Consider the following 17,438-nt stretch of genomic DNA (forward strand, 5'->3'; position numbering starts at 1 on the left):
CTCATGACTCCATCGTTGGCGGGCCGGGGGGTGGCATCGGCAGGTTGCTCAGCGGCAGGCGCAAGGTGAAGCACGTGCCCTGACCCGGCGCCGACTGCACCTCCATCTGGCCCTTGTGGTTGTTGGTGATGATGAAATACGACACCGACAGGCCCAGGCCAGTGCCCTGGCCGATTTCCTTGGTGGTGAAGAACGGCTCGAAGGTGCGCTTGCGCACCGCCTCGGGCATGCCCACGCCATTGTCTTCGACCTGGATCTCGGCCCACGGCGGGTTGAGCCGGGTACGCAGGATGATACGCCCCGGTTCGCTGTCGTCTTCGCGCTGGTGAATCGCCTGGGCGGCGTTCTTGAGCAGGTTGAGCAGCACCTGTTCCAGCTCGTTGGCGGTGCCGGGCACCGGGCCCAGGGCCGGGTCGAACTGGCGCACGATGGCCTGGCCCTTGAAGTCGAAGCCTTCGGTCAGGTCGAAGTCGTTGCCGGCGATCTCCACCGCCTGGTCGATCAGTGCCGGCAGGTCGCACGGTGCCATCTGGCGGTTGCTGCGGCGGCTGAAGCTGAGCATGTGGGTGACGATCTTGGCCGCCCGTGCGCCGGCCTGCTGGATGCCATCGAGCAACTGGGGTACCTGGCGGTTTTCCAGGTACTGGTTGACCGTACCCAGGTCGATGCCGGTTTCGCTGGCCTGCTCCAGGTTCTTCGGCAGGTCGGGGGACAGGCGTCGACGGATGTTCTGCACGTTGTGCAGGATCGCCCCCAGCGGGTTGTTGATCTCGTGCGCCATGCCAGCAGCCAGGCCACCGACCGATAGCATCTTCTCCGACTGCACCATCATCTCTTCGAGCGACAGGCGCTGGGTGATGTCGTCGATGCGAATCACCACGCCGCGCCCGCCACCGCCCATCAGCGGGTAGAAGGTCAGGGCGTAGTGGCGCGCATCGTCGCCCCTGGTCCAGGTGACCCGCTCGATCTTGGCCACGCGGTGCTTCTCGACGCTTTCCTTGAGCTGCGGCAGGAACGGCTTGAGCGGCTCGAACGCGAGGAAGATAGGCTGGTTCAGCGCCTCGTCCAGCGGCGTGCCGGAAAGCGCGCTGGCCTCCTGGTTCCACTGGGTCACGTAGAGCTGTTCGTCCAGGGCGATCAGTGCCGAGGGCATGGAGTCGATGATGCTGTTGAGGTAGTTCTGAAAGCCGGTGAGCTTGCGCTCGATCTTGCTGCGCACCTGTACTTCGAGTTCCAGCTTGCGGTTGGTGTGACGGGTTTCCTCGGCCAGGCCCTGGGCCTGGTCATAGGCGGTCTGGAATTCGTCGCGGGCGCGCTTGAGTTGCTGTTCGCGGGCTTCGATGCGCGACAGCATGGTGTTGAACGCCTCGGCCAGGCTTCCGATTTCGTCGCGGTTGCCGGGGCGCGCACGCAGGGCATAGTTCTCTTCGCGGGTTACCTGGCGCGAGAGCTGTTCGAGCTGGTAGATCGGCTGGGTGATCAGGCGCTTGATCTGCCGCGCAATCAGCATCCATAGCAGGATGCTGAACACCAGGATGCCCAGGCTGGCGGTCAGTGTGCCGGTATAGAAGGCCATCGGCAGCTCGCTGCTGGCCACCAGCAGCAGATGCCCGGGCGGGTTGCCGGGGCGCGGCAGGGTTACCAGCTGGGTGCTGCGAAACTCGGTCAGGCGCCAGCTTTCGATGTTGCGGTAGCGCTTGGGCACTGCCAGGGGTTCGCCGTGCTGCAACTGCGCCAGCAGCTTGCCGTCGCTGCCATACAGCGCGGCGGCGCGCAGCGGGGTGTAGCTGTCCAGTTCCTTGAGCAGGTCGTTGGCCGCCTCTGGCGAGTCGGCGGCGCGCTGTGCCAGCTCCGGGTGCGATACCAGGCGGCCGATGGTCTGCAGGGCCTGGGGCGCCATGGCCTCCTGGGAGATCCAGTAGGCGGCGCTGATGAAGGTCAGGTTGGCCACCAGCAGAATGGTGATCAGCAGCACCAGCAGGGCGGCCAGCAGCTTCTGGCCGACCGGCAGGTTTTCCAGGCGTTCGCGCAAGGGCATGGTGACGGCGTGATCCTGTGGGTGGAGGGGCAGGGTAGCGTTGCCCTCAGTCGCTGGGCAACCCGCGTGCGTTCAGGTGTTCGACCAGGCGCCGGTGCAGCCGTTCAAGGTGCGCCAGATGGCGGCCGTGGCGGGCGGCAACGCGGCAGGCGTGGCCGAGCAGGTAGTGGATCTCGGTGCGTCGGCCCTGGCGCACGTCCTGGTACATGGAAGAGTAGTTCGCCGCCGTGGCCTGGATGACCCGTTCGACCTCGACCTGCAGGTCGGAGGCGGCTTCGGGCTGGCCGCAGTGCTGCAGCAGCTCGGCCAGCTCCGCGCACAGCGTGGCCACCTCGCAGTGATGCTCGGCCAGGCCGCCGTTGCGGCACGCATGCAGCACGGTCAGTGGGTTGATGGCGCAGTTGAGCGCCAGCTTGCGCCACAGCCGGGTGAGGATGTCCGGGGTCCACTGGTGCGGGATGCCGGCGTCGGTCAGGTCGTCGAGCCAATCGGGCGGCAGTGGGTTGGCCGGGTCGCCCAGCCAGTTGAAGCCATGCCCGGCAAAGTTCACCTGCCAGTCGGCTTCGCGAAACGCGCCCTCGGTGCTGGAGGCGAAGATGCAGCGTGCGTGGGGGACCTGGCTGGCGACTTCGTCCTGGCTGCCCAGGCCGTTCTGCAGCAACACCAGCTCGGCATTGCGCGCCAGTCGCGGCGCCAGCTGCGCCACTGCCGCGGGCGCGTCGTAGGCCTTGCAGGCCACCAGCAGCCGGTGGATAGGCGTGCCTGCATCGGCGGTTTCGGCGGGGATCGCGTGGCGCTGCGCCTGGCCGTTGTGTACCAGGCTCAGGCCGCCCGCTGCCTCGTAGGCGTGCAGGCGCGCAGGGTCGCGCAGGATCAGGCGGACCGCCTTGCCGGCCTGTGCCAGGCGGCAGGCCCAGAGGCTGCCCAGGCTGCCGGCGCCGAGAATATGCCAGGTGCTGCTCATCTGCGTTTCGCAACCGTTATAATGAACCCGCATTTTAACCGTCAAACCCGGCACGCTCCATCATGCTCTGCGACCAGGGGCCCATGAGCGTGCGTTTATTTTTTTGGAGAATGGATATGCCGTCGTTCGACGTGGTATCGGAACTGGACAAGCACGAAGTCACCAACGCCGTGGAAAACGCGGTCAAGGAGCTCGACCGCCGCTACGACCTCAAGGGCAAGGGCAGCTTCGAGTTCAAGGAAAAGGAACTGACCGTCAACCTCACCGCCGAGGCCGAGTTCCAGCTCGAGGCGATGATCGACATCCTCAAGCTGGCGCTGGTCAAGCGCAAGATCGACGTGCAGTGCCTGGAGGTCAAGGATGCCTTCGCATCGGGCAAGGTGATGAAGCAGGAAGCGACGCTGAAGGAAGGCATCGACAAGGAACTGGCCAAGAAGATCGTCGCCCACATCAAGGACGCCAAGCTCAAGGTCCAGGCCGCCATCCAGGGCGAGCAGGTACGCGTTACCGGCAAGAAACGCGACGACCTGCAGGAAGCCATCGCGGCCCTGCGTGCCAAGGAGTTCGGCATGCCGCTGCAGTTCAACAACTTCCGCGACTGATCCCCGTGCACCCGGAACCTTGGCGCCATTTCGGCGTCCGAGGTTTCTGCGGCCGCTGAAACGATTGCGGCGCCACGCTTTCCCCGTTTTTTGCCGCCCGGCATCAGGAGACAACCTATGGATTTGAACGCTGAAGTGGATCAGCTGGTCAGGACTTCGCAGACCTGGATCCCGATGATCATGGAATACGGCAGTCGCCTGTTGCTGGCGCTGCTGACCCTGGCCATCGGCTGGTGGGTGATCAACAAGGTCACCTACCGCCTGGGCAAGCTGCTGGCCCTGCGCAACGCCGACCTGGCGCTGCAAGGCTTCATCAGCAGCCTGGCGAACATCATTCTGAAGATCCTGCTGGTGGTCAGCGTGGCCTCGATGATCGGCATCGAGACCACCTCGTTCGTGGCCGCTATCGGTGCCGCCGGCCTGGCCATCGGCCTGGCCTTGCAGGGCAGCCTGGCGAACTTCGCCGGTGGGGTGCTGATCCTGCTGTTCCGTCCGTTCCGCCTGGGCGACTGGATCGAGGCCCAGGGGGTCAGCGGTACCGTGGACAGCATCCAGATCTTCCACACGGTGCTGCGTACCGGTGACAACAAGACGGTGATCCTGCCCAACGGCAGCCTGTCCAACGGCATCATCACCAACACCAACCGCCAGCCGACCCGCAAGGTGGTGTTCGATGTGGGCGTGGACTACGAGGCCGACCTGCAGGTAGCGCGCAAGGTGCTGCTGGACCTGGCCAATGACCCACGGGTGCTGCAGGAGCCGGGCGCGCCCCAGGCGGTGATTTCGGCACTGGGCGACAGCTCGATCACCGTGTCGCTGCGAGCCTGGGTGAAGACGGCTGACTACTGGGACGTGATGTTCATGCTCAACGAGCATGCGCGCGACCGGTTGAAGGCCGAGGGCATCGACATCCCGTTTCCGCAGCGGGTAATCCGTGTGGTGCAGGAAGCGGCCGTGCAGTAACACGCCTCGAGCTCATCGCGGGTCAAGCCCGCTCCCACAGGTACATCATGTGTCTGGAGACAGTGATTACCGCGTGGGAGCGCGGCTTGCCCCGCGATTCGGGTGCACCGATTACACTTGTTCACTTCTTGTTACTGTCCGACCTTTGCCTTTTCTGGCATACAGGCTGGCTGATTTTCCCTGCCAGGCCTTGCCATGCTTACCCCGCTGATAAACATCACCCCGTTCCGGGCATTCTGTTTCGCCATGACCCTGGCGTTGTTCGAATTGCTGACCTACCTGGCCAGCGACGTGGTGATGCCTGCCATGCCCACGGTGGTGGGCGACCTGAATGCCAGCCCCGAATTCATCCCCCATGCGCTGAACCTCTACCTGCTTGGCGGTGTGCTGCTGCAGTGGCTGATCGGCCCGCTGGCCGACCGCTACGGGCGGCGTCCGCTGCTGCTGTGGGGGTGCGCCATCTTCTGCCTGGCCTGCCTGGCCACCTACTGGGTCGAGGGCATCGAGCTGTTCAACCTGCTGCGCCTGTTGCAGGGTATCGGCCTGGGCTTTGTGGTCACGGTCAGCTACCCGGCCCTGAACGAAGCCTTCAGCGAGGCGGATGCGGTGCGCATGATGGCCCTGCTGGCCAACATCGCGCTGCTTTCGCCGCTGCTCGGCCCACTGGTAGGCACCGTGCTGCTGGAATGGGTCTCGTGGCGCTGGCTGTTCGTACTGTTCGCAGGGTTCGCCGTGCTGACCTGGTGCGCGCTGTACCGCTTCATGCCTGAAACCCTGGGGGTGGAGCGGCGCAACGGTACGCGCCTGGCCTTCCAGCCCATCCACCTGCTGCCCTTGCTGGCCGGTTACGGGCAACTGCTGGGCAACCGCCGCTTCGTTGCCGGCAGCGCTGCCCTGGGCCTGGTGGGCCTGCCGCTGATCGGCTGGATCGGTCTGTCGCCGGTGCTGCTGATTCATGACGAGGGCTTGAGCACCCTGGACTATGCGCTGTGGCAATTGCCGGTGTTCGGCGGCCTGATTGCGGGCAACCTGATCATCAACCGCATTGCCGAGCGCTACAGCCTGCGCGCGCTGATCCGCAAGGCCCTGTGGCCGTATCTGATCGGCCTGGGCGCGGCCATGCTGGGCACCTGGCTGTACCCTTCGGTGTTCAGCCTGGTGGCGGGCATGTCGCTGTACGCATTGGGCCTGGGCATCGCCAACGCGGTGCTGTACCGCATGACGCTGTTCTCCAGCGAGCAGAGCAAGGGCCTGGTGTCGGCGATGCTGGGCATGATCACCATCGCCTTGCTGGGCCTGGGCGGTGCCTTGCTGGCGATGCTGGGGGCAGGGGCGAGCCTGTTGAGCTTCGCCCTGGCGGCAGGTTGCGCCGGGTTGCTGGCGCTGTGGCCGTTGCGCACGGTGCTGCAGGACGACGCCGAACTGGCGTCGCTGGCCTAGGCTCCGGGGCGCTCGGTGGTCTCGGGCTCCACGGGGGCCAGCTTGCCGCGCCGCAGTTCCTGGTGCCAGTGCAAGGCAATCAGGATCAGCGTTGGCACCCCGAGCATCGCGGTGATCAGGAAGAAGTCGTGATAGCCGTACTTCTCGACCATCACGCCTGAGTAGCCACCGATCAGGCGCGGCAACAGCAGCATGATCGAGCTGAGCAGGGCGTACTGGGTGGCCGAGAACTTCAGGTTGGTCAGGCTCGACAGGTAGGCCACGAAGGCCGAGGTCGCCAGACCCGAGCTGAAGTTGTCGAGCGAGATGGTCACCACCAGCATCTGCAGGTTCGGCCCCATGTCGGCGAGCATCAGGAACAGCAGGTTGGTCGCCGCAGAGGTCACACCGCCGATGAACAGGATCGGCAGGATGCCGAAGCGCACGATCAGCAGGCCGCCCATGCCGGCCCCGAACAGGGTCATGAACAGGCCGAAGATCTTGCTGACGCTGGCGATCTGGTCCTTGGTGAAGCCCTGGTCGATATAGAACACGTTGGCCATCACGCCCATCACCGTGTCCGACATGCGGTAGGTGGCGATCAGCCCCAGCAGCAGCAGCGCCTGCCAGCGGTAGCGCACGATGAAGTCGTTGACCGGAGTCAGCACCGGGGCCAGCCCGCGTCGCCCCATGGACGACAGGCACAGCGTGGTGAGGGTGATGTAGAGGATCGCGCGCAGGAAGGCGCGGTCTTCAAGCAGCAGGTCGAGCAGGCTGGCGCCTTCGAACAGCACGCTGGCGAAATCGGTGTTGTACAGCTGGGTGAACATCGCCGGTACCGACACCAGCAGAATGATCAGCACGAAGACCGAGGCCAGCTGGTGGCCGAAGCCGTAGCGCGCCGCCGACAGCTGGGTACGCAGTGGTACGGGCGGCTCGCGCATCAGCAGGCTGGTGATCAGGGCGGGCACCATCAGCACGCCGAACAGCACATAGGTGCCGGTCCAGGCGCTGTGCTTGTAGCTGAAGCCGGTGGAGCCGAACCCTTCGGCAAAGAACAGCGCGCCCGCAGTGGCCAGCAGGGCGGCGACCCGGTAGCCGGCCATGTAGCTGGCGGCCAGGGCGGCCTGGCGCTGGTCGCCGGCGATCTCGAGACGGTAGGCATCCACGGCGATGTCCTGGGTGGCCGAGGCGAAGGCCACCAGCACCGCCAGCGCGATCAGCCACGACAGGTGCTTCTGCGGGTCGCAAAAGCCCATGCCGACCAGGCCGATGACCACCAGGATCTGTGACAGCACCAGCCAGGAACGGCGTCGGCCAAGCTTGCCCAGCAATGGCAGGCGCCATTGGTCCAGCAGTGGCGACCATACCCACTTGAAGGCGTAGGCCAGGCCGATCAGGCTGGCATAACCGATGGTTTCACGGGCAACCCCGGCTTCGCGCAGCCATACCGACAGGGTCGAGAACACCAACATATAGGGCAGGCCGGCGGCAAAGCCGAGCAGCAACAGCACCAGGGTCGACGGGCTGGCATAGGCAGCGAGCGCAGCGCGCCAGGTTTTACGGGGCATGGGCCAACATCTGCCTCAAGTTTGCGAAAACAAAGCGCGCACTCTAACCGCTGTGCTCCATCGGGCGCCAGCCATGGCGCAACATATCCACACGATTGTTCCGGACGGTCACCCCTTCGGCCCGCAGGCGGGCCCGCTGCTCATCCCCGGAGGGCGTGCCAAGGGCCAGGCTCAGGCGTCCGCCGGCGCCCAGCACGCGGTGCCAGGGCAGGCGAGTGTCGCTCGGCAACTGGCTGAGGGTGCGCCCCACCCAGCGCGCCGCGCGGCCCAGGCCGGCGATGGCCGCCAGTTCACCATAGCTGACCACCTTGCCTGGCGGCAGTTGGCCCAGCACCAGGTAGAGCGCCGTCCGTCGGTCTTCTGCGCGCTGCTGCGCGTCGGTCAAGGCCGCGCTCATCGGGGCGTTGCGGGGCAGTGAAGGGGGCAGGGCGCACAAATACGAATTGAACTCATCGGCATTGGCTGGGTCAGTCCTTGTTCTGCTGGCGGGTATCTGGATAATGCCCGATTTTTCTGCGAACCCGAGTTTCTGTACTGCCTATGTATTCTAGAGCCTTGTTGTGCCTTGTGATGACCGGTGTCTGCGCCCCTGCGGTGGCCGATACCGTATGGATGAAGAACGGCGACCGGCTCAGCGGCAAGATCAAGGTCTTCGACGGTGGCAAGCTGGTGCTGCAGACCGAATACGGTGGCTCCATCGCGCTGGACTGGAAGAAGGTCAAGACCCTGGAGAGCGACCAGGAACTGCTGGTCAAGCAGGACGCCTACACCGGCGAGAAGGCCAAGTCGCTGCAGGCCGGTGAAGACGGCCAGGTGATCCTGGCCAATGGCGAGGCGCCCAAGGCGGTTGAACTGGCCAGCATCCAGCAGATCATGAAGCCCAAGCCGCTGGTCGAAGACATGCTGTGGAAGGGCAACATCGACCTGGCACTGGACTACAAGCGCGCCGAGACCGACAGTGACGACTATGACGTCGACTTCAAGACCACTGCCCGTCACGGTCGCTGGCGGCATAACGCCGAGGGCGAGTACAACCGCGAGACCAAGAACGACACGACCACCACCAACAACTGGAGCGCCGAATACGCGCTGGACCGCTTCATTACCGAGCAGTGGTTCTGGCAGGGGCGTCTGAACTACAAGCGCGACCACATCGAAGACCTGACCCGCCAGCGCACGGTCGGTACCGGCCCGGGCTACCAGTTCTGGGACGACGAGCTGGGCGCGTTCTCGCTGGGTTCGCTGCTCAACCGCACCGACTACGAGTACAGCGACGGCGGCAAGGACAACTTCTATTCGCTGGGCGTGAAGTGGGACTACAACCGCTACCTGATCGGCAAGTCGGTCGAGCTGTTCACCAACGGCGAGGTTGGCAAGCCGCTGGGCGGCGTGGCGGACTACAGCCTGGATGCCGAGGTGGGCCTGCGCTACAAGGTCACCGAATGGGCATCGCTGAACCTGAAGGCCGAGAAGGACATCATCAGCGGCACCAGCGACAGCGACCTGGACAAGACGCGCTACACCGTCGGCTTCGGCGTGGCCTGGTAAACCGCTTTCGCATTCAGGGGCCGGCGCCTGCAGGCCCCTTGGCAATCGCCACTGATAATGATTAGCTTGTCGCGATCACACCTTTCCCAGGAGCACCCCCGTGAGCGCGAAGGCTGCAAGGCAGGCAAGAGAGCTGCTGCTCAAGGAGTACCGTGGCGTACTCTCGACCCATTCCAAATCGATGCCCGGCTTCCCCTTCGGTTCCGTGGTGCCGTACTGCCTGGACGCCGACGGTAACCCGCTGATCCTGATCAGTCGCATTGCCCAGCACACCCACAACCTGCAAAAAGACCCCAAGTGTTCGCTGCTGGTAGGCGAGCGCGATGCCGAGGACGTGCAGGCGGTGGGTCGTCTTACCGTGATGGCCGAGGCCCACAAGCTGGCCGACCCCGAGGCCATCGAGGCCGCCGCCGGGCGCTATTACCGCTACTTCCCCGAATCGAGCCAGTACCACAGCGCCCACGACTTCGACTTCTGGGTGCTCAGGCCGGTGCGCCATCGCTATATCGGCGGCTTCGGCGCGATTCACTGGCTGGACGACGTGACCCTGGCCAACCCGTTCGCCGGCAAGGCCGAGGTGAGCATGGTCGAGCACATGAACGACGACCATGCCAACGCCATCGCGCACTACGTCGAGCTCAGCGGCCTGCCTGCCAGCGCACCGGCCTCGCTGGTAGGGATCGATACCGAGGGCATGCACCTGCGCATCGGCCAGGGGCTGCACTGGCTGGCGTTTCCAAGGTCTTGCAATACACCGATACAAGTACGCGAAGCCCTGGTTTTGCTGGCCCGCGCCGAACAGTGGCCTGATCGCGAGGCGGTCGAGGGTTGAAATTGCAACGGCCAGCAACCATTTAAGGTCGTACCTGCAAGGACATCTTGCGTAGAGGAACCCTTGATGCGTGCTTTTCTACTGCTGTTTCTGCTTTTCCCGGTGCTCGAGCTGTATGTGTTTTTCAAGGTCAGCACCGCGATCGGATTTTTCCCGGCGCTGCTGCTGATCATCGCGGGCTCGGCCCTCGGTGTGCTGGTGGTGCGGGTCGCGGGCCTTGCCACCGCGCTGCGTGCGCGGGCGAGCCTGCAGCGCGGCGAATTGCCGGCCGAAGACATGTTCCACGGCCTGATGCTGGCCCTGGGTGGCGGTCTGCTGTTGCTCCCCGGCTTCATCAGCGACGTGATCGGCCTGATCGTGCTGTTGCCGTTCAGCCGCCGGTTGCTGGCCAACAAGCTGCGCCAGCGCGCCGAAGCCCAGGCCATGCGTCAGCGCGCCTTCGGCGACGACCCGTTCAATGCGCCGCCCGGCGCACCGCGTCAGCCCAATGTGATCGAAGGCGAATACGAAAAGCGTGACCCGTGACGCGAGCGCTTGCCCGCGTAGCATGAAACGGCCCTTCGGGGCCGTTTTTCATTTGGCGCGCCGGCCTGCAAAAATTTTCATCGGCAAGCCTTGTAATCGCCTTGGCCGACCTCATGTATGGGTCACCGCAAGGTTTCTGGGCATTTGCCCCAGACAATACATGCGTGGCCCGCCCCGCGGTCCACGATCGGCTACGCCGAAAGCATCAACACGCCGGTAACGATACCGGCCGATGAAAACCACTATCAGGAGAGATCGACAATGAAGCTTCGTCCTCTGCATGACCGCGTCGTCATCCGTCGCAGCGAAGAAGAATCGAAAACCGCTGGCGGTATCGTTCTGCCAGGCTCGGCCGCTGAAAAACCCAACCGTGGCGAAATCGTCGCCGTGGGTACCGGCCGCATCCTGGACAACGGCGAAGTGCGCGCGCTGGCCGTGAAAGTGGGTGACAAGGTGGTTTTCGGCCCGTACTCGGGCAGCAACACTGTGAAAGTTGACGGCGAAGACCTGCTGGTAATGGCTGAGAACGAGATTCTCGCCGTTATCGAAGGCTGATCCGCTGGTTTCCCGTTACTCCAAAGTATTCAAGGATTAAACGATCATGGCTGCTAAAGACGTAAAATTCGGCGATTCCGCCCGTAAGAAAATGCTGGTTGGCGTCAACGTTCTGGCTGACGCGGTAAAAGCGACCCTGGGCCCGAAAGGCCGCAACGTGGTTCTGGCCAAGAGCTTCGGCGCGCCAACCATCACCAAAGACGGTGTTTCGGTTGCCAAGGAAATCGAACTCAAGGACGCCTTCGAGAACATGGGCGCCCAACTGCTGAAAGACGTGGCCTCCAAGGCTAACGACGAAGCGGGCGACGGCACCACCACCGCTACCGTTCTGGCTCAGGCCATCGTCAGCGAAGGCCTCAAGGCCGTTGCTGCCGGCATGAACCCGATGGACCTCAAGCGCGGTATCGACAAGGCCACCATCGCCATCGTCAAAGAGCTGAAGAACCTGTCCAAGCCATGCGCCGATTCCAAGGCCATCGCTCAGGTCGGTACCATCTCGGCCAACTCCGACACCTCCATCGGTGAAATCATTGCCGAAGCCATGGAAAAAGTCGGTAAAGAAGGCGTGATCACCGTCGAAGAAGGCTCGGGCCTGGAAAACGAACTGTCGGTTGTAGAAGGCATGCAGTTCGACCGTGGCTACCTGTCCCCTTACTTCGTCAACAAGCCGGACACCATGGTTGCCGAGCTCGACGGCCCGCTGCTGCTGCTGGTCGACAAGAAGATCTCCAACATCCGCGAACTGCTGCCAGTACTGGAAGCCGTTGCCAAGGCCGGTCGTCCGCTGCTGATCGTGGCTGAAGACGTCGAAGGCGAAGCGCTGGCTACCCTGGTGGTCAACAACATGCGCGGCATCGTGAAAGTGGCTGCGGTCAAGGCACCTGGCTTCGGCGACCGCCGCAAGGCCATGCTGCAGGACATCGCCGTCCTGACCGGCGGTACCGTGATCTCCGAAGAAATCGGCCTGAGCCTGGAGTCGACCACCCTGGAGCACCTGGGCAACGCCAAGCGCGTGACCCTGTCCAAGGAAAACACCACCATCATCGACGGTGCTGGCGTTGAAGCCGACATCGAAGCACGCGTCAAGCAGATCCGTGCCCAGATCGAAGAGACTTCCTCGGACTACGACCGTGAAAAACTGCAAGAGCGTCTGGCCAAGCTGGCTGGCGGTGTTGCCGTGATCAAGGTCGGTGCCGGCACCGAAGTTGAAATGAAAGAGAAGAAAGCCCGCGTTGAAGACGCCCTGCACGCTACCCGCGCAGCCGTCGAAGAAGGCGTGGTACCTGGCGGTGGCGTGGCGCTGGTTCGCTCGCTGCAGGCCATTGCCGAGCTCAAGGGTGACAACGAAGACCAGAACGTGGGTATCCAGTTGCTGCGTCGCGCCGTCGAGTCCCCACTGCGCCAGATCGTTGCCAACGCCGGCGACGAGCCAAGCGTGGTAGTCGACAAGGTCAAGCAAGGTTCGGGCAACTTCGGTTACAACGCTGCTACCGGCGAGTACGGCGACATGATCGAAATGGGCATCCTGGACCCTGCCAAGGTGACCCGTTCGGCTCTGCAGGCCGCGGCCTCGATCGGTGGTCTGATGATCACTACCGAAGCCATGGTTGCCGATGCGCCTGAAGACAAGGCTGCCGGTGGCATGCCTGACATGGGCGGCATGGGTGGCATGGGCGGCATGGGCGGCATGATGTAAGCCAGCCTTACCCGCTTGAAGAAGAGCCCCGCCTTGTGCGGGGCTTTTTTATGTCTGGCAGAAACCCTTCGCCAGCCAGGCTGGCTCCTACAGACGTTCAGCGAATCCTGTAGGTGCCAGCCTGGCTGGCGAAGCGGCCAGTGACGGCTTGCGATACAACACCAGCCAGTAGCACCCCAACCCGATCAGCCAGCAGAACACTGCGGTCCACACATTGTGCGAAAAGAAGTGGGCGCCCTGCAGCATCCTGCCCACCGAAAACACCACCCCCAGGCCAAAGGCGAACACCAGCGCTGCCTTGGCCAGGCGTGGCTTGCGATCACGCAGAACAAAAAACAGCGCAAACAGGGTAAACCCCGTGGCCGCATGCCCGCCCGGCCAGCAGCGCCCTGGCTTGTCGGTGGCGGGGCGGGCCTCTAACAGCTTGCTGTAGGTTTCCTGGCCGCCGAATTCGCTCAGGCTCCAGGGGCACTGCACCGCCGTCGCGGCCTTGAGCGGCGTCACGAAGCCGGTCGACAGGCCCATCGCCAACACCAGGCAACCCAGTTCCCGGCGCCAGCTCTTGAGGGGCTGCAGCACAAAGCTGGCGGCAAAGCCGACGATGGCCAGCACCGCGAACAGGATCACCAGCTCCTTGGCGCGGTCATGCAGGATGTCTTCGAGAAAATAGCTGTGACGACCGATGAACTGGCCCGCCTGCGGGTCGAACGCGAGGTTGGCCAGGGCCATGTCCAGGTCGGTCAGCTCCAGCAGGATCAGGCACACGGCAGTCAGCAGCGGAATGCCCAGGGCAATCCACAGGTTCAGCGGGCGGGACGCGGGCAAAGGGGGAGTGGCAGGCATGGCAGGGTCCAGGCAGGCAATGGAAACTGCCGATTGTGTGCCGGCGCGCCTACGCTATGTGTGAAGCTGGGGTGAAAAAAATGTCAGTTGCGATTAAATCCATGCGGCGCTGGCGGGGCCTGGACGATGGCCTTAAGCTGCGCCTGCCAAGCAGGCAAACGAGGACGGGGGAGAGGTACCGATGCGAATTCTACTGGTTGAAGACAACCGCGATATCCTGGCCAACCTGGCCGATTACCTGGGCCTCAAGGGCTACACCGTCGACTGCGCCCAGGACGGCCTGTCGGGCCTGCACCTGGCTGCCACCGAGCACTACGACCTGATCGTGCTCGACATCATGCTGCCCGGCATCGACGGCTACACGCTGTGCAAGCGCCTGCGCGAGGATGCCCGGCGCGATACCCCGGTGATCATGCTGACCGCCCGCGACCAGCTCGACGACCGCCTGCAGGGCTTTCGCTCCGGCGCCGACGACTACCTGCTCAAGCCGTTCGCCCTGTCGGAACTGGCCGCGCGCATCGAAGCGGTGCTGCGCCGGGCCCAGGGCGGTGGCCGGCGCAGCCTGAACGTCGGCGACCTGAGCTACGACCTCGACACCCTGGAGGTCACCCGTCAGGGCAAGTTCCTCAAGCTCAACCCGGTCGGCCTCAAGCTGCTTGCAGTGCTGATGCAGAAGAGCCCCCACGTGCTGCGCCGCGAGGTACTGGAAGAAGCCCTGTGGGGCGACGACTGCCCCGACAGTGACAGCCTGCGCAGCCACGTCCACCAGTTGCGCCAGGTGATCGACAAGCCATTCGACAAGCCCCTGCTGCATACCGTGCACGGTGTTGGCTATCGACTGGCCGAGGGTCGTGATGGAGTTTAAGCAAAGCCTTGCCCAGCGCATCATCATCGCCTTCGCGCTGATGAGCGCGCTGGTGGCCGGGGCCTTCGCCTTCGGCATCGTGGCCACCGTGCACCTGGTGGAAGAGCGCCTGATCTCCTCGGTACTGGGGGGCGACCTCAAGCGCATGCTGCTGATGGACAGCGTATCGGAGTGGAGCCACCGCCCGCGGCCCGACCAGTTGTTCTACTACAGTGGCGGGCGCGACGACTTCGACCTGCCCAAGGACCTGCGCCACCTCACCCCGGGGTTTCACGAAGTGTTTCGCGAGCACCTGTCGTACCACGCCATGGTCGAGGTGGTGGACGGGCGGCACTACGTGCTGCTGCAGGACCAGAGCGATTTCGAAGAACGCGAGCGCGTGCTGTTCGCCGTGGTGGTGGTGGGCTTCGTGCTCAGCCTGGCACTGGCGGTATTTCTCGGCTGGGTGTTGGCACGGCGGGTGATGGCCCCGGTGATCCGGCTGGCGCGCCAGGTGCGCCACCGCGACCAGTTGCTGGGCCTGGCGCCGCCCCTGGCGCCGGACTACGCGGCCGACGAAGTGGGGCAACTGGCGGTGGCCTTCGACGCCACCCTGGGGCGCCTGCGCGATGCACTGACCCGCGAGCGGCTGTTCACCAGCGATGTCAGCCATGAACTGCGCACGCCCCTGATGGTGCTGGCCAGCTCGTGCGAGCTGCTGCTGGAGAACCCGGCCATCGACAATCGCGCCCGCGCCCAGGTCGAACGCATTTCGCGGGCCACCGAAGAAATGCGCGAGCTGGTGCAGACCTTCCTCATGCTCGCCCGCGCCCAGCGCGACGAGGGTGCCGTCGCTTCGCGGGCAAGCCTGCGTGAGGTGGGCAACGAACTGATCGGCGTCTGGCGCGACACCATCGAGCAGAAGGGGCTGACCCTCACCTACCACGACACCGGCGCGCTGCCCACCCTGTACAACGCCACGTTCCTGCAATCGGTGATGGGCAACCTGCTGCGCAATGCGGCGCACTACACCGACCAGGGGTACATCCGCCTCACCCTGGAGCCCGATGGCTTCACCGTCGAGGACAGCGGCGTGGGAATTCCCGAGGAGCATCGCGAGGCCATGTTCCAGCCGTTCGTGCGCGGCGGCGAAAAACGCGGGGAAGGGCTCGGGCTGGGCCTGTCTCTGGTGCAGCGGATCTGCGAGGACCAGGGCTGGAGCGTCAGCCTGAGCGCCGCCGAGCCCCATGGTTGCCGGTTCCATGTGAAATTGGGCACGGCCGGGTCGCAGGCCCCCGGAAACACCTTGTAACTTACCGACGCAACCTGACATTTTTTTCACGTTCGCATGACCTGACGCCAACGTCGCCCTGCTTAAGGTAGGCGGCATTGGAGTCAGGAGATGCACCATGCGCAGTCCCATCAAGCTCAAGTTTTCCGAAAAGTACGACGAGCAGCACGCTCAACAGTACCTGCACAAGCACCAGGACGGCATTGCCCGCCGCTTGTCCCACCAGCGTGACGAGCAATTGGCCCGGCGTGCCCTGGCGCTGGCCGGCGAGCCTGGCCTGGTGCTGGACCTGCCCAGCGGTGCCGGCCGTTTCTGGCCGCTGCTGGCCGAAAAGGCCAACCGCGTGATCATCGGCGCCGACAATTCCGCCGCCATGCTGCAGATCGCCTGCGGGTCGCAACCGGCAGAAGTGGTCAAACGGGTACGGCCCTTGCAGACATCAGCCTTCGCCATCGATCTGCCGGACAACGCGGTAGACAGCATTTTCTGCATGCGGCTGTTCCACCACATTGGCGAAGCGGCCCATCGCAAGGCGATTCTTTCGGAGTTTCAACGGGTTAGCCGCGACAGCGTGATCATCTCGTTGTGGGTGGACGGCAACATCAAGGCCTGGCGGCGTAAGCGCCTGGAAGCACGCCGTAACAACGGGCAGGCCGATGGCAGTTACCAGAACCGTTTTGTGTTACCAGCTGCTACGGTTGAACAGGAGTTCGAGGCCGCAGGTTTCCGTATTCAGGAACGAATGGACTTTTTGCCGTTCTATGCGATGTGGCGAGTTTACGTATTGCGCAAGGGGTGAAGGAATGGCTGTGGAAGGAACGGGCGGTACGGCGGTCTCGGATCAATTCGATTACTTCTGGCAGCGCCAGGGCGAGTGGGTGGAGGCACCCAACCAGCGGCGTGGCGGCGAAAGCGGCGTGCAGCGCCTGAGCGACGAGACGGGCCATCTGCTGTATGCCAAGCGCCAGGTCGGGCATATCTACCGCAGCCTGCTGCACCCCTTCGGTCGCCCCACGGTATTGCGTGAGTTCGCTGCCCTGAGCAGTTTCGAGCAGTTGGGCGTGCGGGTGCCGCATATCGTCTATTGCGGCGTGGAGCGCGATGCCCAGCACCAGTGGCGGGCGCTGCTGGTCAGCGAGGCGCTGGATGGTTTCGAGGAGATCGACCTGTGGTACGCCGGCGGCGGGCGCGAGCAGCACGGCGAGGCGCTGCACGACCGGGTGCTCGAGGACCTGGCCGGCAACCTGGCGCGCATGCACCGCGGGCACTGGCAGCATGGCTGCCTGTACAGCAAGCATATTTTCGTGAAGGTGACCGGCGAGGGCGCGGATGCGCGTGCCGAGGTCGCCTTGCTGGACCTGGAGAAGTGCCGCCGGCGCATCAGCTGCCAGCGTGCGGCCGCCAATGACCTGAAGCAACTGCGCCGCCATTCGTCGTGGAACGATGCGGACTGGAAGAAGTTGCTCTACTTTTACGAAGTGGCGTTTGGCAGCGCTGTCAAAGGTTTAGAGCAATGAAACTAGAAATAGCACGAGGTTTGTTTCTGCTTGTGGCGTTGGCGGTGGCTTCGGTGGCTTTCGCCGCGTGGGAGGAGCCGCGTCCGCAGGTGCTCAGTTCCATCGACCTGGGCGCGCAGTGCCCGCTGCCGCGGACGGCCAAGCCGGTCGTCACGGCGCAACCGGACCATGACCTGCTGTTGTTCCTGTTCGGCATGAGCCGGGGGCTGCGCTCCAACGGGTGATGAAGT

General features: G+C 64.2%; 18 protein-coding genes. 13 read left to right on the top strand and 5 right to left on the bottom strand.

Going from position 1 to position 17,438, the window contains the following annotated elements:
- Position 1: 1 nt before the first annotated feature.
- Positions 2-2,038 (bottom strand): ATP-binding protein, encoded by a 2,037-nt coding sequence (locus JZZ72_RS06670; RefSeq protein WP_054914831.1) that lies wholly within the window; start codon positions 2,036-2,038, stop codon positions 2-4.
- Positions 2,039-2,084: 46 nt separating this feature from the next.
- On the bottom strand, positions 2,085-3,002 hold the full coding sequence (locus JZZ72_RS06675; protein ID WP_210014202.1) for a putative 2-dehydropantoate 2-reductase: 918 nt from the start codon (positions 3,000-3,002) through the stop codon (positions 2,085-2,087).
- A 116-nt stretch (positions 3,003-3,118) separates the two neighbouring features.
- Here JZZ72_RS06675 and JZZ72_RS06680 point away from each other — a divergent pair, with 116 nt between their 5' ends.
- The 3 genes from JZZ72_RS06680 to JZZ72_RS06690 all read left to right on the top strand — a co-directional run bounded on the left by JZZ72_RS06680 (position 3,119) and on the right by JZZ72_RS06690 (position 6,007).
- Entirely contained in the window at positions 3,119-3,604 is a 486-nt protein-coding gene (locus tag JZZ72_RS06680) for a YajQ family cyclic di-GMP-binding protein (protein ID WP_043862082.1), read from the top strand.
- Positions 3,605-3,721: 117 nt separating this feature from the next.
- Positions 3,722-4,567, top strand: coding sequence for a mechanosensitive ion channel family protein (locus JZZ72_RS06685; protein WP_043862083.1), 846 nt, complete (start codon positions 3,722-3,724; stop codon positions 4,565-4,567).
- Positions 4,568-4,762: 195 nt separating this feature from the next.
- A complete protein-coding gene (locus JZZ72_RS06690; protein ID WP_210014203.1) occupies positions 4,763-6,007 on the top strand; it encodes an MFS transporter in 1,245 nt (414 codons plus the stop codon).
- Here the strand turns inward: JZZ72_RS06690 and JZZ72_RS06695 are convergent.
- Positions 6,004-7,557, bottom strand: coding sequence for an AmpG family muropeptide MFS transporter (locus JZZ72_RS06695; protein WP_043862085.1), 1,554 nt, complete (start codon positions 7,555-7,557; stop codon positions 6,004-6,006). The two genes, JZZ72_RS06690 and JZZ72_RS06695, sit on opposite strands and share 4 nt — an antisense overlap.
- 43 nt (positions 7,558-7,600) lie before the next feature.
- Positions 7,601-7,954 carry an MGMT family protein gene (locus JZZ72_RS06700; protein ID WP_043862086.1) on the bottom strand — a complete coding sequence of 118 codons (354 nt, stop codon included), beginning with the start codon at positions 7,952-7,954 and terminating at the stop codon, positions 7,601-7,603.
- 143 nt (positions 7,955-8,097) lie between these two features.
- On the opposite strand from JZZ72_RS06700, the gene JZZ72_RS06705 reads away from it, so the two are divergent.
- From JZZ72_RS06705 to groL, 5 genes are all read left to right on the top strand, one after another.
- A complete protein-coding gene (locus tag JZZ72_RS06705) occupies positions 8,098-9,105 on the top strand; it encodes a DUF481 domain-containing protein (RefSeq protein WP_043862087.1) in 1,008 nt (335 codons plus the stop codon).
- A gap of 100 nt (positions 9,106-9,205) precedes the next feature.
- Positions 9,206-9,937, top strand: a complete 732-nt coding sequence (locus JZZ72_RS06710; protein ID WP_088515535.1) for a HugZ family pyridoxamine 5'-phosphate oxidase — start codon at positions 9,206-9,208, stop codon at positions 9,935-9,937.
- Positions 9,938-10,003: 66 nt separating this feature from the next.
- Positions 10,004-10,462, top strand: a complete 459-nt coding sequence (locus JZZ72_RS06715) for an FxsA family protein (protein ID WP_054914827.1) — start codon at positions 10,004-10,006, stop codon at positions 10,460-10,462.
- Positions 10,463-10,723: 261 nt separating this feature from the next.
- Positions 10,724-11,017 (top strand): co-chaperone GroES, encoded by a 294-nt coding sequence (locus tag JZZ72_RS06720; RefSeq protein WP_009050540.1) that lies wholly within the window; start codon positions 10,724-10,726, stop codon positions 11,015-11,017.
- A gap of 46 nt (positions 11,018-11,063) precedes the next feature.
- Complete coding sequence (gene groL, locus JZZ72_RS06725) at positions 11,064-12,713, top strand: chaperonin GroEL (protein ID WP_043862090.1); 1,650 nt, start codon at positions 11,064-11,066, stop codon at positions 12,711-12,713.
- An 87-nt stretch (positions 12,714-12,800) separates the two neighbouring features.
- Here the strand turns inward: groL and JZZ72_RS06730 are convergent, their stop codons facing one another.
- On the bottom strand, positions 12,801-13,556 hold the full coding sequence (locus JZZ72_RS06730) for a phosphatase PAP2 family protein (RefSeq protein ID WP_078479532.1): 756 nt from the start codon (positions 13,554-13,556) through the stop codon (positions 12,801-12,803).
- A gap of 181 nt (positions 13,557-13,737) precedes the next feature.
- Between JZZ72_RS06730 and colR the strand changes: the two genes are divergently transcribed.
- The 5 genes from colR to JZZ72_RS06755 all read left to right on the top strand — a co-directional run bounded on the left by colR (position 13,738) and on the right by JZZ72_RS06755 (position 17,432).
- Positions 13,738-14,421: a two-component system response regulator ColR gene (gene colR / locus JZZ72_RS06735; RefSeq protein ID WP_043862092.1), complete on the top strand. Its 684-nt coding sequence runs from the start codon at positions 13,738-13,740 to the stop codon at positions 14,419-14,421.
- Complete coding sequence (locus JZZ72_RS06740) at positions 14,411-15,712, top strand: sensor histidine kinase (protein WP_100633518.1); 1,302 nt, start codon at positions 14,411-14,413, stop codon at positions 15,710-15,712. The genes colR and JZZ72_RS06740 overlap by 11 nt, the downstream gene beginning before the upstream one ends.
- Before the next feature lie 97 nt (positions 15,713-15,809).
- Positions 15,810-16,490: a class I SAM-dependent methyltransferase gene (locus tag JZZ72_RS06745; protein WP_043862094.1), complete on the top strand. Its 681-nt coding sequence runs from the start codon at positions 15,810-15,812 to the stop codon at positions 16,488-16,490.
- 4 nt (positions 16,491-16,494) lie between these two features.
- The gene (locus tag JZZ72_RS06750) at positions 16,495-17,208 is read left to right on the top strand and encodes a lipopolysaccharide kinase InaA family protein (protein WP_043862095.1); all 714 of its coding nucleotides are present in this window, start codon (positions 16,495-16,497) and stop codon (positions 17,206-17,208) included.
- On the top strand, positions 17,205-17,432 hold the full coding sequence (locus tag JZZ72_RS06755; RefSeq protein ID WP_043862096.1) for a hypothetical protein: 228 nt from the start codon (positions 17,205-17,207) through the stop codon (positions 17,430-17,432). The genes JZZ72_RS06750 and JZZ72_RS06755 overlap by 4 nt, the downstream gene beginning before the upstream one ends.
- Positions 17,433-17,438 lie beyond the last annotated feature (6 nt).

This window comes from Pseudomonas palmensis (genome assembly GCF_017848315.1).
Taxonomy (GTDB): Bacteria; Pseudomonadota; Gammaproteobacteria; order Pseudomonadales; family Pseudomonadaceae; genus Aquipseudomonas; species Aquipseudomonas palmensis.

What these genes read in the sequence shown, in the direction of transcription:
- JZZ72_RS06670 (WP_054914831.1), bottom strand. Translation starts at nt 2,038, where the DNA reads ATGCCCTTGCGCGAACGCCTGGAAAACCTGCCGGTCGGCCAGAAGCTG.
- JZZ72_RS06675 (WP_210014202.1), bottom strand. Translation starts at nt 3,002, where the DNA reads ATGAGCAGCACCTGGCATATTCTCGGCGCCGGCAGCCTGGGCAGCCTC.
- JZZ72_RS06680 (WP_043862082.1), top strand. Translation starts at nt 3,119, where the DNA reads ATGCCGTCGTTCGACGTGGTATCGGAACTGGACAAGCACGAAGTCACC.
- JZZ72_RS06685 (WP_043862083.1), top strand. Translation starts at nt 3,722, where the DNA reads ATGGATTTGAACGCTGAAGTGGATCAGCTGGTCAGGACTTCGCAGACC.
- JZZ72_RS06690 (WP_210014203.1), top strand. Translation starts at nt 4,763, where the DNA reads ATGCTTACCCCGCTGATAAACATCACCCCGTTCCGGGCATTCTGTTTC.
- JZZ72_RS06695 (WP_043862085.1), bottom strand. Translation starts at nt 7,557, where the DNA reads ATGCCCCGTAAAACCTGGCGCGCTGCGCTCGCTGCCTATGCCAGCCCG.
- JZZ72_RS06700 (WP_043862086.1), bottom strand. Translation starts at nt 7,954, where the DNA reads ATGAGCGCGGCCTTGACCGACGCGCAGCAGCGCGCAGAAGACCGACGG.
- JZZ72_RS06705 (WP_043862087.1), top strand. Translation starts at nt 8,098, where the DNA reads ATGTATTCTAGAGCCTTGTTGTGCCTTGTGATGACCGGTGTCTGCGCC.
- JZZ72_RS06715 (WP_054914827.1), top strand. Translation starts at nt 10,004, where the DNA reads ATGCGTGCTTTTCTACTGCTGTTTCTGCTTTTCCCGGTGCTCGAGCTG.
- JZZ72_RS06720 (WP_009050540.1), top strand. Translation starts at nt 10,724, where the DNA reads ATGAAGCTTCGTCCTCTGCATGACCGCGTCGTCATCCGTCGCAGCGAA.
- groL (WP_043862090.1), top strand. Translation starts at nt 11,064, where the DNA reads ATGGCTGCTAAAGACGTAAAATTCGGCGATTCCGCCCGTAAGAAAATG.
- JZZ72_RS06730 (WP_078479532.1), bottom strand. Translation starts at nt 13,556, where the DNA reads ATGCCTGCCACTCCCCCTTTGCCCGCGTCCCGCCCGCTGAACCTGTGG.
- colR (WP_043862092.1), top strand. Translation starts at nt 13,738, where the DNA reads ATGCGAATTCTACTGGTTGAAGACAACCGCGATATCCTGGCCAACCTG.
- JZZ72_RS06740 (WP_100633518.1), top strand. Translation starts at nt 14,411, where the DNA reads ATGGAGTTTAAGCAAAGCCTTGCCCAGCGCATCATCATCGCCTTCGCG.
- JZZ72_RS06745 (WP_043862094.1), top strand. Translation starts at nt 15,810, where the DNA reads ATGCGCAGTCCCATCAAGCTCAAGTTTTCCGAAAAGTACGACGAGCAG.
- JZZ72_RS06750 (WP_043862095.1), top strand. Translation starts at nt 16,495, where the DNA reads ATGGCTGTGGAAGGAACGGGCGGTACGGCGGTCTCGGATCAATTCGAT.
- JZZ72_RS06755 (WP_043862096.1), top strand. Translation starts at nt 17,205, where the DNA reads ATGAAACTAGAAATAGCACGAGGTTTGTTTCTGCTTGTGGCGTTGGCG.